Raw genomic sequence first — 13,308 nt, 5'->3', positions numbered from 1 at the left:
CGAATGCGCTCGCGGGTAACGTCAAACTGCTTGCCTACTTCTTCGAGTGTGTGGTCGGTAGACATCTCAATACCAAAACGCATGCGCAGCACCTTGGCTTCACGCGGGGTCAGACTGTCGAGAATGTCCTTGACGACATCGCGCAGGCCGGCCTGCATGGCCGCTTCAAGCGGTGCGGTGTTGGCGCCGTCTTCAATGAAGTCGCCCAGGTGCGAATCGTCATCGTCGCCAATCGGTGTTTCCATCGAGATCGGCTCTTTCGCGATCTTCATGATCTTGCGGATTTTGTCTTCGGGAATCTCCATCTTGGCGGCCAGAATGCTGGCGTCGGGCTCAAAGCCAAATTCCTGCAAGTGCTGGCGCGACAGGCGGTTCATCTTGTTGATGGTCTCTATCATGTGCACCGGGATGCGGATGGTCCTGGCCTGGTCCGCGATGGAGCGCGTGATCGCCTGGCGAATCCACCAGGTCGCGTAGGTCGAGAATTTGTAGCCGCGGCGGTACTCAAACTTGTCCACGGCCTTCATCAGGCCGATGTTGCCTTCCTGGATCAGATCGAGGAACTGCAGGCCGCGGTTGGTGTATTTTTTCGCAATCGAGATCACCAGGCGCAGGTTGGCCTCGATCATCTCCTTCTTGGCATCACGCGAGTTGGACTCGCCTTCGTTCATGCGCTTGTTGATGTCTTTCAACTGGCCCAGCGGCACCACCACGCGCGACTGCAACTCGCCGAGTTTGGTCTGCAGTTCCTGAATCGGCGGGATGTTGCGCGCCATCACCACGGACCAGGGCTTGCCCGATGCCACCTGTTTCTCTACCCATTTGAGGTTGAGCAGGTTGGGCGGAAAGTCCTTGATGAAGACTTCCTGCGGCATGCCGCATTTTTCGACAATGATGCGGCGCAGCTCGCGCTCTTTCTTGCGCACATCGAGCACCTGGCCGCGCAGCAGATCGCACAGTTTTTCAATCGTCTTGGCGGTAAAGCGCACCGTCATCAGCTCGTCACTCAGGGCCTTCTGGGTCTTGACGTAGGTGGGCGAGCCGTAGCCTTCCTTGTCGTAGGTTTTGTGGACCTTCTCGAACAGGACGGCGATCTTGTCGAAGCGGCTCAGCGCTTCTTTTTTAAGTTCCTCGAGTTTTTTGGTCAGCGCCTTGGAGCCGCCCTTGCCGTCGTCGTCGTCTTCCTCGTCGAACTCGTCAAAGTCTTCCTCGGCCACATAGTCGTCGGCCTCGTTGGGGTTGGAGAAACCGTCAACTACGGTTGAAATAACAATCTTGCCTTCGCGGATTTCTTCGGCCAGACGCATGATTTCGGCGATCGTGGCGGGGCTTTCCGAGATCGCTTCCATCATTTTCATGAGGCCGCCCTCGATGCGCTTGGCAATCTCGATCTCGCCCTCGCGCGTCAGCAGCTCGACCGTACCCATCTCGCGCATGTACATGCGGACCGGGTCGGTGGTGCGGCCAAATTCGCTGTCAACGGTGGACAGCGCCGCTTCGGCTTCTTCCTCGGCTTCCTCCTCGGTGGCCACGGTCGGGCCGGTGTTGTTCAGCAGCAGGGTTTCGGCGTCAGGGGCCTGCTCGTACACCGCCACGCCCATGTCGTTGAGCATGTTGACCACGACCTCCAGCGTCTCGGCATCGACCAGCTTGTCGGGCAGGTGGTCGGAGATCTCGCCGTGCGTCAGGTAGCCGCGGGTTTTGCCCAGCTTGATCAGGGTTTTCAGGCGCATGCGGCGCTTGAGCATGTCTTCCTCGGACAGCACCGTCTCGTCCAGGCCAAACTCTTTCATCAAGGCGCGTTCCTTGGCCTTGCTGATTTTCATGCGCAGCGGCTTGACCTTTTCGGTCGTTTCCACCACCGGTTCGCCGACCAGATCGTCTTCAATGTCGGACATGTCTTCATCGCCGCCTATCTTCACCGCGACCTTGGGCTTGCGGCCGCGCTTGGCGCCAGTGGCCGCCGGAGCGCCGTCAACTTCCGGGTTTTTGGGCGGACGGCCGGGTTTCTTTTTTGCCGGAACGGCAGCGGAGAGCAGCGCGTCTGCGGCTGCGGTCAGCTTGGCTTGGGTAGATTTGGTAGGCACGGCAGGGGCTTTCTTCAGGGGCTGGGCAAGGGCGGCAGAGGCTGCTGGTTTCGTTGATTGCGCTGATTTTGCAAGGGCTGTGACTGATGTGGTGGGTTTTCCGGATTTTTCAACCTTGGCACTCGCGGGCTCCGGCCTGGCAGCACACGGCGCGCCTGGCTTGGCGGCAACTTTAGACTTCGCAGCGGGCATGAAAACTCCAGATGAAGAATCAGAAAAGCGAAAAAATCAGAAACAAGTGTCGATCAGCTACCAGTCAGCAAGGTCAAAAAGTTCGGTCTTATGGCTTGCGCCTGACTGCAATCAGGACCGGCTGGGCAAGACTCGAAATTCAAAAAAAGAGGGCAAAAAAACAAGCCAGCCAGTGTCAGCTGGCCTGGATTGAATCCGGGGTGAGCAGGGTACGCGGCGGGTCGTTTTTTAGGGCAAGCTGTTTGGGCGAACATTTGGGGTGCAGTCCTTGCGGTGAGTGGCCGTCTCGTGTCGAGAATTCCCTGGGATCAAAGGGGGCCGGTGCCGGAGGTGCTGCTGTCGCGCTTGCCGTGAAAAAATGGATTATACCATTTTGTTACAAAAACGCGGCTAAGTAGCTGATTTTATTGCAGCTTTTTTTGCCCTGGATTGCGCCTCCAGTTCCTTCAACTGCTGGTAAGCAACGGGGTCACCCGGGGCTCGGGCGACCAGGTCGGCCTTGTGAGCTTGATGCTTCAAATCCGCCATGTGCGTAAGGATTGCGCGCATTTCGTTCCAGTCGGACTCCACGCCCTCAAGCATTTGCGCCAATTGCGTCACGGCGTAATGCTCGTTCTCATGCCCGCGCAGGCCCTCGCGCAGGGCCGCCCAGGGCTGCGGGCCGTGCTCATGCAACTGGCCTTCGAGCCAGACAAACAGCGGCCCGTGCGGCGCCGGCAGGGCCAGCAGCAAATGGTGTTCGTCGGTGCTGAGCCGGTCCCAGCTTTGCGGCTCGGTCAGCAAGAGGCGCAGCACCCGGTCTTCGCGGCTGGCCGGCAGGATGCGGCCCGCCACCCGGCGCGGCGCGCGGCTGGCGGCACTGGCCGGTCGCGAAAAGCCGCGCGCTGCCAGCGCGGTGGAGCTGCCTGGCGCGGGCGCAAAGTAGGGCTCGGACGCCGAATAGTCGACATCATCGTGCGGATGCGCCGGATAGTCGGGAAACTCCGGTGCGTCATGTTTTTTTGCCGTATTGTTGAATGAATTCGGCTTGCCGTCTTTGCTTTGAGGGCGTGAGCTGCTATTGTTTTTATAGCTGCTGCGGACCCCGGCCATGGCCGGTTGCCACAGCTGCAGCAGCTCGCGGCTGTCGATCATCACCTGGTCGGCCATCTCGGCCAGCAGCTGGTGCTTGAGCGCGCCGTCGGGCAGCAGGCTCCACAGCGGGCGGGCATTGCTGGCCATGTGGGCGCGGCCCTCGGCGGTGTCCAGGTCGCAGCCTTCGGCGGCCGCTTCGAGCATGAACTTGCTCAGCGGCACGGCCTTGCCCACATAGGAGGCAAAGCCGTCCTTGCCGTGCTCGCGGATGAAGCTGTCGGGGTCGTGCTCGCTCGGCAAAAACAGAAACTTGACGTTGCGCACATCGCTGGCAAAGGGCAGGGCGGCGTCGAGCGCCTTGCGCGCCGCGCGGCGCCCGGCGCTGTCGCCGTCAAAGCTGAAGACCACCGAATCGGTGAAGCGAAACAGCTTTTGCACATGCTCGGCGGTGCAGGCCGTGCCCAGCGTGGCCACGGCGTTGGCAAAGCCCAGCTGGGCCAGCGCCACCACGTCCATATAGCCTTCGGTGACCAGCGCGTAGCCATGCTCGCGCAGGGCGGTGCGCGCCTCAAACAGGCCGTACAGTTCGCGTCCCTTGCTGAACACCGGGGTTTCCGGTGAATTGAGGTATTTGGGCTTGTCGTCACCCAGCACGCGGCCGCCAAAGCCTATGCACTCGCCCTTGACATTGCGGATCGGAAACATCACCCGGTCGCGGAAGCGGTCGTAGCGCTTGGCCTCGCCAGCCGCGTTTTCCTCGCCCGCCTCGCCGGTAATCACCAGGCCGCTTTCGACCAGCAGTGGGTCGTTGTAGTCCGGAAACACGCTGGCCAGGGCCCGCCAGCCCTCGGGCGCATAGCCCAGGCCAAATGTCTTGGCGATTTCGCCCGACAGGCCGCGGCCCTTGAAGTAGGCAATGGCTTTTTCAGAACCGCGCAGCTGCTTGATATAGGCTGCCGCCGCTTTTTCCAGCACGCTGGTCAGCGTCGCCTGCTGCTCGCGCATCTGCGCGGCCTTGGCCCGGTCTTGCGGCGAGACGTCGTCGTCGGGCACCTGCAGGCCGTACTGCTGGGCCAGGTCTTTCACCGCCTCGATAAAGCTCATGCCGGCGTGGTCCATCAAGAAGCTGATGGCGTTGCCGTTTTTGCCGCAGCCAAAGCAGTGGTAGAACTGTTTGGCCGGGCTGACGCTGAAAGAGGGCGATTTTTCGCCATGGAACGGGCACAGGCCCATGAAGTTGGCGCCGCCCTTTTTGAGCTGCACATGGCGCCCGACGATGTCGACCACGTCGGCGCGCGCCAACAGCTCCTGGATAAATGATTGGGGAATGGCCACGCCTGCATTTTGACCCATTCACTGCGCCGCGCTTTTGGCCGCGCGGCGAGAGGGAAAAGCCCAGACGAAAAAAAGCCCGCTCGGGGCGGGCTTTTTTTTTCGTCCGGACTGACCGTCAATTACTTGGCGGGGGTCTTTTTGACGGGCTTTTTGCTCTTTTTTGCTTTGCTCATGATGTAATTTCCATATTATGAAATTTTAACAAATCTGGATTGCGAACAAGCCAGGATCTTTTTCTTGCCGTGCTGCGTAGGTCCACAACCTGCCAAGTCCATAGCTAACGGAGCAGGTCGCCAGCGCGTTGACACGATTCAGCAAAAACTACACTCTGCAATAACTTCCCGATGCCATGACCCCAATTCCCGACGCCCTGCCCACGCCCGCATCGCCTTCTGCCGCGGCTTGGCGCCCGGTCGCAGCCTACCGGCATCGCGATTTCCTGCGGTTTTTGCTGTGCGCGCCGTTTTTCTGGATGCTGGCGCTGCTGATTGTCGAGGCCGCGCTGGCGGCCAGTACCACCGCGCTGATCATCGCGGCCGGGCGCGATGTGGCTGAGCAGGAGTTTTTGATTTCCGACTTCGTCTGGATCGTGGCGGCGCAGTCGGCCTCTTACGTGGTCGGTGCGACCAGCTGGATTTTTGCTGAACGCGCCGGTTTCGGTGCCTACGGCCGCTACATGCTGCGTTTTGCGCGCGACAACCGGCACGCGCCGGGGCTGCTGACCGATAAAAACGAGCGCGAACGGGCCGAGCCGTTTTTGACCAATGAAACCTTTCACATCTTTTTTGAGCTGATTTACGAGCTGGAGGCCGACGCCAAGCTGTTTTTTGGCCTGATTTTCAACGCCATCGTGCTCGGCTTTGCGATTGATGCCGGGCTGCCGGGCGTCTACGCCGGGGTGTTTGTGCTGCTGCTGGCGCTGCAGTGGGCGGTGCGCCGGCCGGTGGCCGCCGCTTACCTTGAGCAGCAGCGCAGCACCAACCGCATGACGGCCCACAGCTACACCGCCTGGGACAACATCACCACTGGCAACCGCTACAACTTCAGGCTCTGGCATGCCGGCTTCAAGGCGCGGCTGCGCGCTGCGCTGGGCGCCCAGATCCGCGCCATTCTGGCGCGCGAGGGCATCGCCGCCGTGTGCGGCGTGTTTGCGCTGGTGGTGGTGTTTGGCTACCTGGCCTGGGTCGCCGGGCGCAATGTGACGGACACCGCGCTGCTGATCGGGCTGGCCGCCACCCTGCCGCGGCAGATCGACCTGTCTTATAACCTGCATGGCCTGGCGTCGGGCTGGAACGACCTGCTGGCGGTGTGGACGCGCATGGGTGGCGCCTGCGCGGCGATGCGGCCCGCGGCCGACAGCGGCTTCGAGGCGCGCATCCGATTTGCCGGCGTGGCGCTGCAGGATGGCGCTGCCCGCCTGCCCTGCGCCAGCGTGGACGAGGCGCTGGGCCATGTATTGGCCCGGCCGCGGGGGCGCCTGCTGGTGCGCGGCAGCAATGGCTCGGGCAAGTCGACCCTGCTGGCGGCGCTGAAAGGCCGGCTTGGCGTGGACGCGTTTTACTGGCCCACCAGCGACAAGCTGGCTTTCGCCTTTGCCGCCGGGCAGGTTGCCGATGAGGAGGATGACAATGGCGCGGAAAGCGGCGCGGAAAGCGCTGGCTATGGCGGCTTTTCTTCCGGCGAGCGCCAGCTCCAGTCGCTGACCGAAATTGCCGCCCAGACCCGGGCCCGCGTCTACCTGCTCGATGAGTGGGACGCCAACCTCGACGCCAACAACCGCGCCAGTGCCGAGCGGCTGGTGGCGGCGCTGGCCGCCCGTGCGGTGGTGGTGGAAATCTCGCACCGCGACCGGGTGTAGCGCCCGCGCAGCCATTTTTTCAATGAAAATGGCCTGTTGCCCAATATCTATTTGCGTCTACGGCTATAAAAAACATAGCAAACAGTGAGTCGATGGAGCGCCGCGGTGGGGCCTGCAGCCGGCCCCTGCGCGGGCCTGCCGCGGGGCGTACCATGGTCAGACCGACGCAACCCCACGGAGCCCCCATGCCCAGCATCTTCGACCAGGACCTTCCCCGCACCGAGGCCAACTTCGCGCCCCTGTCGCCGCTGTCCTTCATTGAACGCACGGCCGAGGTCTACCCCGAGCGGCTGGCCGTGGTGCATGGCAGCCTGCGCCGCAACTGGGCCGAGGTGTTTACGCGTTGCCGCCGGCTGGCCAGCGCGCTGGCGCGCCACGGCGTGGGCAAGGGCGACACGGTGGCGGTGATGCTGCCCAACACGCCGCCGATGGTCGAGGCGCATTTTGGCATTCCCGCGCTGGGCGCGGTGCTCAATGCGCTGAACACCCGGTTAGACGCCGAAACGCTGGCCTTCATGCTGGACCATGGCGAGGCCAAAGTCGTCATCGTCGACCCGGAGTTTGCCGGCCTGATGCAAAAGGCGCTGGCCCTGCGCCAGGCCAGCACGCCGCTGCTGGTGATTGACGTCGAGGACGCGCTTTACACGGGAGAGGTGCAGCGCATTGGCAGCATCACCTACGACGATTTTCTGGCTAGGGGCGATGCCGGCTTTGCCTGGCAACTGCCGGCCGACGAATGGGACGCGATTGCGCTGAACTACACCAGCGGCACCACCGGCAACCCCAAGGGCGTGGTCTACCACCACCGCGGCGCGGCGCTCAACGCGGTGTCCAACATCCTGGAATGGGACCTGCCCAAGCACGCGGTCTATTTGTGGACGCTGCCGATGTTTCACTGCAATGGCTGGTGCTTCCCGTGGACGGTAGCGGCGCGCGCCGGCGTCAACGTCTGCCTGCGCCGGGTCGATCCGCAGAACATTTTTGACGCGATTCGCCAGCATGGCGTGACGCATTACTGCGCCGCGCCCATCGTGCACGGCATGCTGGTCAATGCGCCCGCCGAGATGAAGCAGGGCTTGCCAGCGGGCGTCAAGGCCATGGTGGCGGGCGCGGCGCCACCGGCCTCGATGATCGAGGGCATGGAGGCGCTGGGCTTTGCGCTGACGCATGTGTATGGGCTGACCGAGGTCTATGGACCGGCCACCGTCTGCGCGGTGCAGGCGGGTTGGGAGCAGCTCGACATTGGCGAGCGCGCCCGCCTCAACGCGCGCCAGGGCGTGCGCTACCACCTGGAGCGCGACGTGCGGGTGCTGGACTCGCAAACCCTGCAGCCGGTGCCGCAAGACGGCGAAACCATGGGCGAGATCATGTTCCGCGGCAACATCGCCATGAAGGGCTACCTGAAGAACCCGAAAGCGACCGAGGAGGCCTTTGCCGGCGGCTGGTTTCACAGCGGCGACCTGGCCGTGATGTACCCCGACGGCTACATGAAGATCAAGGACCGCAGCAAGGACATCATCATCTCGGGCGGTGAAAACATCTCGTCGATCGAGGTCGAGGACGTGCTGTACCGCCACCCCGATGTGCTGGCCGCCGCCGTGGTGGCCAAGACCGATGCGCGCTGGGGCGAAACCCCTTGCGCCTTTGTCGAGCTGAAAGCCGGCTCCAGCGCCAGCGCGGCCGACATCGTGGCGCATTGCAAAAAGCACCTGGCCGGCTTCAAGGTGCCGCGTGCCGTGGTGTTTGGCGAGCTGCCCAAAACCTCGACCGGCAAGATCCAGAAGTTCGAGCTGCGCAAGCTGGCCGGCTCGGCGGTGGCGATTGATGTTTGATGTTTGATGTCGAGGTGGTGCTTGATTGCTATTAAAAACATAGCCGCTTGTGCCCGTTTTTCCTGGGCTAGCGGCATATTTCATGCATAAAAGCGGGTTTTTTCAGGAGGCCATGGGCGCGCAGGCCGCCTACGTGCTCAGCCATCCCGGCGCCTTTGCGCTGCGGGTGCTCAAGGGTTTTCGCGCCAACCAGGGCCTGCTGCTGGCCGGTGCCGTGGCTTACTACGCCTTGCTGTCGATTGTTCCGCTGCTGATCCTGATTGTGATTGCGCTGTCGCATGTGATCGACCCGGCGGCGTTGCTGGAGGCGCTGGGCCGCTACATCGGCTGGCTGGCGCCGGGACAGTCTGACTTCATCGTCGGGGAACTCGCCAATTTTCTGGCGCATCGCGAAGTGATGGGCTGGCTGTTGCTGGCCACCATGCTGTTTTTCAGCTCGCTGGCCTTCACCGTGCTGGAGAACGCGATGTCGGTGGTGTTTTTGCACCGCGTGGCGATCCGGCGGCGCCATTTTCTGGTGTCAGCGGTGCTGCCGTACTGCTACATCCTGTGCCTGGGGCTGGGCCTGCTGCTGGTCACGCTGGTGTCAGGCAGCCTGCAGGCGCTGGGTGAGAAAAGTCTGGAGTTTCTGGGTTTCAGCTGGTCGCTCAGCGGATTTTCGGGCCTGCTGCTGTACCTGCTCGGTCTGGCCGGCGAGGTTTTTCTGCTGACATCGCTGTACATGGTGATGCCGGTCGGCAGGCTGTCATTGCGCCACGCGCTGATAGGCGGCGTCACGGCGGCACTGCTCTGGGAGCTGACGCGCCATGTGCTGCTCTGGTACTTTGCCACGCTGTCGCAGGTTGGCGTGGTGTATGGCTCGCTGACCACCGCCATCGTGGTGCTGCTGAGCCTGGAAATCGCCGCCACCTTGCTGCTGCTGGGCGCCCAGGTGATTTCCGAATACGAGCGCATAGGCACGGCCGCGCAGGATGCACCGGCCCGGCCGATGCGAACGGACCAGGCCGGTTGACAGGGGGCGGCAGCGCGGTAAAAGGCGCGGGGCAGGCGGCCGGGCGCGACCGCTCAGGTCACGGGCGCCGGGTTGAACAGCACCAGCGCGTTGTGCAGCTTCCAGTGTTCGGCCCAGGTTTTCTGGCGGCCGCTGGCCACCTCGAGCATCAGGCGGAACAGCTCCCAGCCCACGTCCTCGATGGTTTTTTCGCCGCTGGCGATGGTGCCGGCGTTGACGTCCATCAGGTCATGCCAGCGCCGCGCCAGGTCGCTGCGCGTGGCGACCTTGATCACCGGCACCGGGGCCAGGCCGTAAGGCGTGCCGCGCCCGGTGGTGAACACATGCAGGTTCATGCCGGCGGCCAGTTGCAAGGTGCCGCAGATGAAGTCGCTGGCCGGCGTGGCGGCATAGGTCAGCCCCTTTTGTCTGAGCTTTTCGCCCGGCGCCAGCACGCCGGTGATGGGCGCCGAGCCCGACTTGACGATGGAGCCCATGGCCTTTTCAACGATGTTGGACAGGCCGCCGGCCTTGTTGCCGGGCGTGGTGTTGGCGCTGCGATCAACCTGGCCGCGCTGCAGGTAGGCGTCGTACCAGGCCATTTCGCGAATCATCGCCGCGGCCACTTGCGGCGTGGCGGCGCGCGCCGTGAGCTGGTCAATGCCGTCGCGCACCTCGGTGGTTTCCGAGAACATCACGCTGGCACCGGCGCGCACCAGCAGGTCGGTGCAAAAGCCCACCGCCGGGTTGGCGGTAACGCCCGAAAACGCATCGCTGCCGCCGCACTGCACGCCCACCACCAGTTCGCTGGCAGGCACGGTTTCGCGCTGGCGGGCGTTCAGGCGCTCCAGGTGTTCCTCGGCCTGGCGCATGATGGACTCGACCATGGACATGAAGCCGATATGCGCATCGTCCTGCAGGCAGACCACGTCCAGCTTGCTGTCGGCGCTGGTGCCCACGTCGGCCACATTGCGCTCGTCGACGATCTGAATCGTGCCGGGCGGCATTAGCCGCTCGGGCTGCAGCTTTTCGCAGCCCAGGCTGACCAGCATCACCTCGCCGCCAAAGTTGGGGTTCAGGCTGATGTTGCGCAGCGTGCGGATAGGAATCTCCGCGCCCGGCGCGTCAATCGCCACGCCGCAGCCATAGCCGTGTTCCAGCGCCACCACGTCGTCGACGTTGGGAAACTTCGGCAGCAGCTCGGCCTTGATGCGCTGCACCGCGAAGTCGGTGACGCCGGCCACGCACTGCACGGTCTGGGTGATGGCGAGGATATTGCGTGTGCCGACCGAGCCGTCGGCGTTGCGAAAGCCCTCGAAGGTGTAGCCCTCCAGCGGCGGCAGCGGTTCGGCTTTGACGGTCGCCCCATCACCCGGCATTGGCAGGTTGTCGAGCCCGCGCGCGGCGGGCATCTTCAGCAGCCGCTCGTGTACCCAGCTACCGGCCGCAATGTCTTTCAGCGCATGGCCGATCGGAATGCCGTAGCGCAGCACCGGTGCGTCGGCGGCCAGGTCTGTCAGCGCCACCTTGTGGCCCTGCGGCACCCGGTCCCGCAGCACCAGCCCGGAGGCCAGCACCGTGCCCGCGGGCAGCCCGCCGTCGTTGGCGACGATGGCGACGTTGTCGCGCGCGTGCATTCGGATGGTCAGCGGGGCAAGGGCGGGTTGCAAGGCTGCGGCGCCGGGAGTTTCAGTGATCGCCATGGTCATCTCCTATCATGGGTGTGTTGATTGGTTGGTTTTTACCATCATTGACAGCCTCATGGTAACGGTACCATTATACGGACACTGATGAATAACCACGACAAGATCAAAAAATCCCGACGAAGCAGTGGCGCCATCACGTTGCGCGATGTGGCCAAACTGGCCGGCGTTGCGCCCATCACGGCGTCGCGCGCCCTCAACACGCCTGGTCAGGTGTCGCCCGAAGTGCTGCAAAAAGTAAAAGACGCGATACAGCGTACGGGCTATGTGCCCAATCGGGTGGCGGGTGGCCTGGCGTCATCGCGCAGTCGCCTGATTGCAGCCGTGGTGCCAAGCATCGTGGTATCCGTTTTTGTCGAGATGATCGAAACCCTTAACAATACCCTGTTCGAGGCGGGTTACCAGCTGATGCTGGGCCAGACCGGGTACTCGTCGGTGCGTGAGGAAGCGCTGTTGGAGGCGATCATCGGGCGCAGGCCTGACGGCATCTTTCTGACCGGCATCATGCAGTCCACCCGGGGGCGCACCCGACTGCTGGCGTCCGGCATACCGGTGGTTGAAACCTGGGACCTGACGCCCACGCCAATTGACATGCTGATTGGCTTCTCCCACTCGGACATTGGGCGTGAAGTCGCCAACTTCCTGATGGCAAAGGGCCGCCAGCGCCTCGCGTTGGTCAGCTCGAACGACGAGCGGGCCAACCGCCGCGCCGTTGCGTTCAGGGACGCCGTGGCACAGCGTGGATTGCCCCAGATTTTTGTCGACAACGTGGGGGAGTCGCGCTCCCTGAAAAGCGGTCGCGAGGCCCTGCGCCGCATTTTGTCCCAGGCGCCGGATGTGGATGCGGTTTTTTGCAGCTCCGACCTGCTGGCCATGGGGGTGGTGACCGAGGCCGTTGCACAGGGCATCGCCATCCCGAAGCGCTTGTCCATCGTCGGGTTTGGTGATGTGCCCTATGTGGCCGACATGTTTCCCGCACTGACGACAGTGCACATCAATGGCCGCGACATGGGCCAGAAGGCCGCCGGCTTTCTGATCGAGCGGGCCGAGGGCCGCACCGTCGACGAACCCATCGTGGACCTGGGCTTCACCATCATTGAGCGCGACAGCGCCTGATTCGTAAAACTACCTGGACATAAACGCTTGACGGTTCAACTTGGTACCGCTACCATCCAGTTTGGTACCGCTACCAAATTCAAATGCTGCCGCGCCGTGTCGCCCACTCTTCGAACCAAGGACTCTCATGAACCCGCAAGACCTCAAATCCATCATGTCGCAAGGCCTGCTGTCGTTTCCGGTGACCGACTTTGATGCGCAGGGAAACTTCAACGCCAAAAGCTACGCCAGGCGGCTGGAGTGGTTGGCGCCTTATGGCGCGTCGGCCCTGTTCGCGGCCGGTGGCACGGGTGAATTTTTCTCGCTCACGGCCGATGAATACCCCGGCATCATCCAGACCGCCGTGGACACCTGCAAGGGCGTGGTGCCCATCATTGCCGGTGCCGGTGGCCCCACGCGCTTTGCCATTGCCTGCGCGCAAGAGGCCGAGCGCCGCGGCGCGCATGGCATCCTGCTGCTACCGCATTACCTGACCGAAGCCGGCCAGGAAGGGCTGATCGCCCACGTCGAGCAGGTCTGCAAAAGCGTCAAGTTTGGCGTGATTGTTTACAACCGCAACGTCTGCAAGCTCACGCCCGAGTCGCTGGCGATCCTGGCCGACCGCTGCCCCAACCTGATCGGTTTCAAGGACGGCGTGGGCGATATCGAAACCATGTCGTCGATCTATATGAAGATGGGTGAGCGCTTTGCTTACCTGGGCGGCCTGCCCACGGCCGAGGTCTATGCCGCCGCCTACAAGGCGCTGGGCACACCGGTTTACTCGTCGGCGGTGTTCAACTTCATCCCTAAAACGGCGATGGATTTTTACGAGGCGGTGCGCAGCGACGACCTGGCCACGCAACACCGTTTGCTGCGCGAGTTTTTCATGCCCTACCTGGAGATTCGCAACAAGGTCCCCGGCTATGGCGTCAGCATCGTCAAGGCCGGCGCCAGGCTGGTGGGCCATGACGCCGGACCGGTGCGCGCCCCTTTGACCGAATTGAAACCGGCCGAGATGGAAGAACTGGCGGCCCTGATCAACAAGCTCGGCCCCCAGTAAGCGTCGTATGTCTAATGATTCCACACCCCTGATTAGCGACTTGCGCGTGATACCCGTCGCCGGCCGCGACAGCATGCTGCT

9 protein-coding genes are annotated in these 13,308 nt (G+C 63.0%); 6 read left to right on the top strand and 3 right to left on the bottom strand.

Annotated elements, in window-relative coordinates:
- On the bottom strand, nt 1-2,279 hold a 2,279-nt coding region (gene rpoD / locus RMO23_RS16435), incomplete at its 3' end, for an RNA polymerase sigma factor RpoD (protein WP_309683724.1).
- On the opposite strand from rpoD, the gene RMO23_RS16430 reads away from it, so the two are divergent.
- Nucleotides 2,167-2,472: a hypothetical protein gene (locus RMO23_RS16430; RefSeq protein WP_309683727.1), complete on the top strand. Its 306-nt coding sequence runs from the start codon at nt 2,167-2,169 to the stop codon at nt 2,470-2,472. The genes rpoD and RMO23_RS16430 overlap by 113 nt on opposite strands.
- A gap of 197 nt (nt 2,473-2,669) precedes the next feature.
- Here RMO23_RS16430 and dnaG read toward each other — a convergent pair whose 3' ends face one another.
- On the bottom strand, nt 2,670-4,688 hold the full coding sequence (gene dnaG / locus RMO23_RS16425; protein ID WP_309683725.1) for a DNA primase: 2,019 nt from the start codon (nt 4,686-4,688) through the stop codon (nt 2,670-2,672).
- A 349-nt stretch (nt 4,689-5,037) separates the two neighbouring features.
- Between dnaG and RMO23_RS16420 the strand changes: the two genes are divergently transcribed.
- From RMO23_RS16420 to RMO23_RS16410, 3 genes are all read left to right on the top strand, one after another.
- Nucleotides 5,038-6,546: a hypothetical protein gene (locus RMO23_RS16420; RefSeq protein WP_309683723.1), complete on the top strand. Its 1,509-nt coding sequence runs from the start codon at nt 5,038-5,040 to the stop codon at nt 6,544-6,546.
- A 185-nt stretch (nt 6,547-6,731) separates the two neighbouring features.
- Complete coding sequence (locus RMO23_RS16415) at nt 6,732-8,378, top strand: acyl-CoA synthetase (RefSeq protein ID WP_309683722.1); 1,647 nt, start codon at nt 6,732-6,734, stop codon at nt 8,376-8,378.
- Nucleotides 8,379-8,460: 82 nt separating this feature from the next.
- Complete coding sequence (locus RMO23_RS16410; RefSeq protein ID WP_309683721.1) at nt 8,461-9,390, top strand: YihY/virulence factor BrkB family protein; 930 nt, start codon at nt 8,461-8,463, stop codon at nt 9,388-9,390.
- A 53-nt stretch (nt 9,391-9,443) separates the two neighbouring features.
- Here RMO23_RS16410 and garD read toward each other — a convergent pair whose 3' ends face one another.
- Nucleotides 9,444-11,072, bottom strand: coding sequence for a galactarate dehydratase (garD, locus tag RMO23_RS16405; RefSeq protein WP_309683720.1), 1,629 nt, complete (start codon nt 11,070-11,072; stop codon nt 9,444-9,446).
- An 87-nt stretch (nt 11,073-11,159) separates the two neighbouring features.
- Between garD and RMO23_RS16400 the strand changes: the two genes are divergently transcribed.
- Both RMO23_RS16400 and kdgD read left to right on the top strand, forming a co-directional pair.
- Nucleotides 11,160-12,188, top strand: coding sequence for a LacI family DNA-binding transcriptional regulator (locus RMO23_RS16400; RefSeq protein WP_309683718.1), 1,029 nt, complete (start codon nt 11,160-11,162; stop codon nt 12,186-12,188).
- Nucleotides 12,189-12,315: 127 nt separating this feature from the next.
- A complete protein-coding gene (gene kdgD, locus RMO23_RS16395; protein ID WP_309683717.1) occupies nt 12,316-13,227 on the top strand; it encodes a 5-dehydro-4-deoxyglucarate dehydratase in 912 nt (303 codons plus the stop codon).
- Nucleotides 13,228-13,308 lie beyond the last annotated feature (81 nt).

It is taken from the genome of Polaromonas sp. (assembly GCF_031411155.1).
In the GTDB taxonomy this organism is placed as follows: domain Bacteria; phylum Pseudomonadota; class Gammaproteobacteria; order Burkholderiales; family Burkholderiaceae_C; genus Polaromonas.
This window is presented reverse-complemented; position numbering and strand designations above follow the sequence as displayed.

Excerpts from the sequence above, each read along its gene's own strand:
- RMO23_RS16420 (WP_309683723.1), top strand. The coding sequence starts at position 5,038 with ATGACCCCAATTCCCGACGCCCTGCCCACGCCCGCATCGCCTTCTGCC.
- RMO23_RS16415 (WP_309683722.1), top strand. The coding sequence starts at position 6,732 with ATGCCCAGCATCTTCGACCAGGACCTTCCCCGCACCGAGGCCAACTTC.
- RMO23_RS16410 (WP_309683721.1), top strand. The coding sequence starts at position 8,461 with ATGCATAAAAGCGGGTTTTTTCAGGAGGCCATGGGCGCGCAGGCCGCC.
- garD (WP_309683720.1), bottom strand. The coding sequence starts at position 11,072 with ATGGCGATCACTGAAACTCCCGGCGCCGCAGCCTTGCAACCCGCCCTT.
- RMO23_RS16400 (WP_309683718.1), top strand. The coding sequence starts at position 11,160 with ATGAATAACCACGACAAGATCAAAAAATCCCGACGAAGCAGTGGCGCC.
- kdgD (WP_309683717.1), top strand. The coding sequence starts at position 12,316 with ATGAACCCGCAAGACCTCAAATCCATCATGTCGCAAGGCCTGCTGTCG.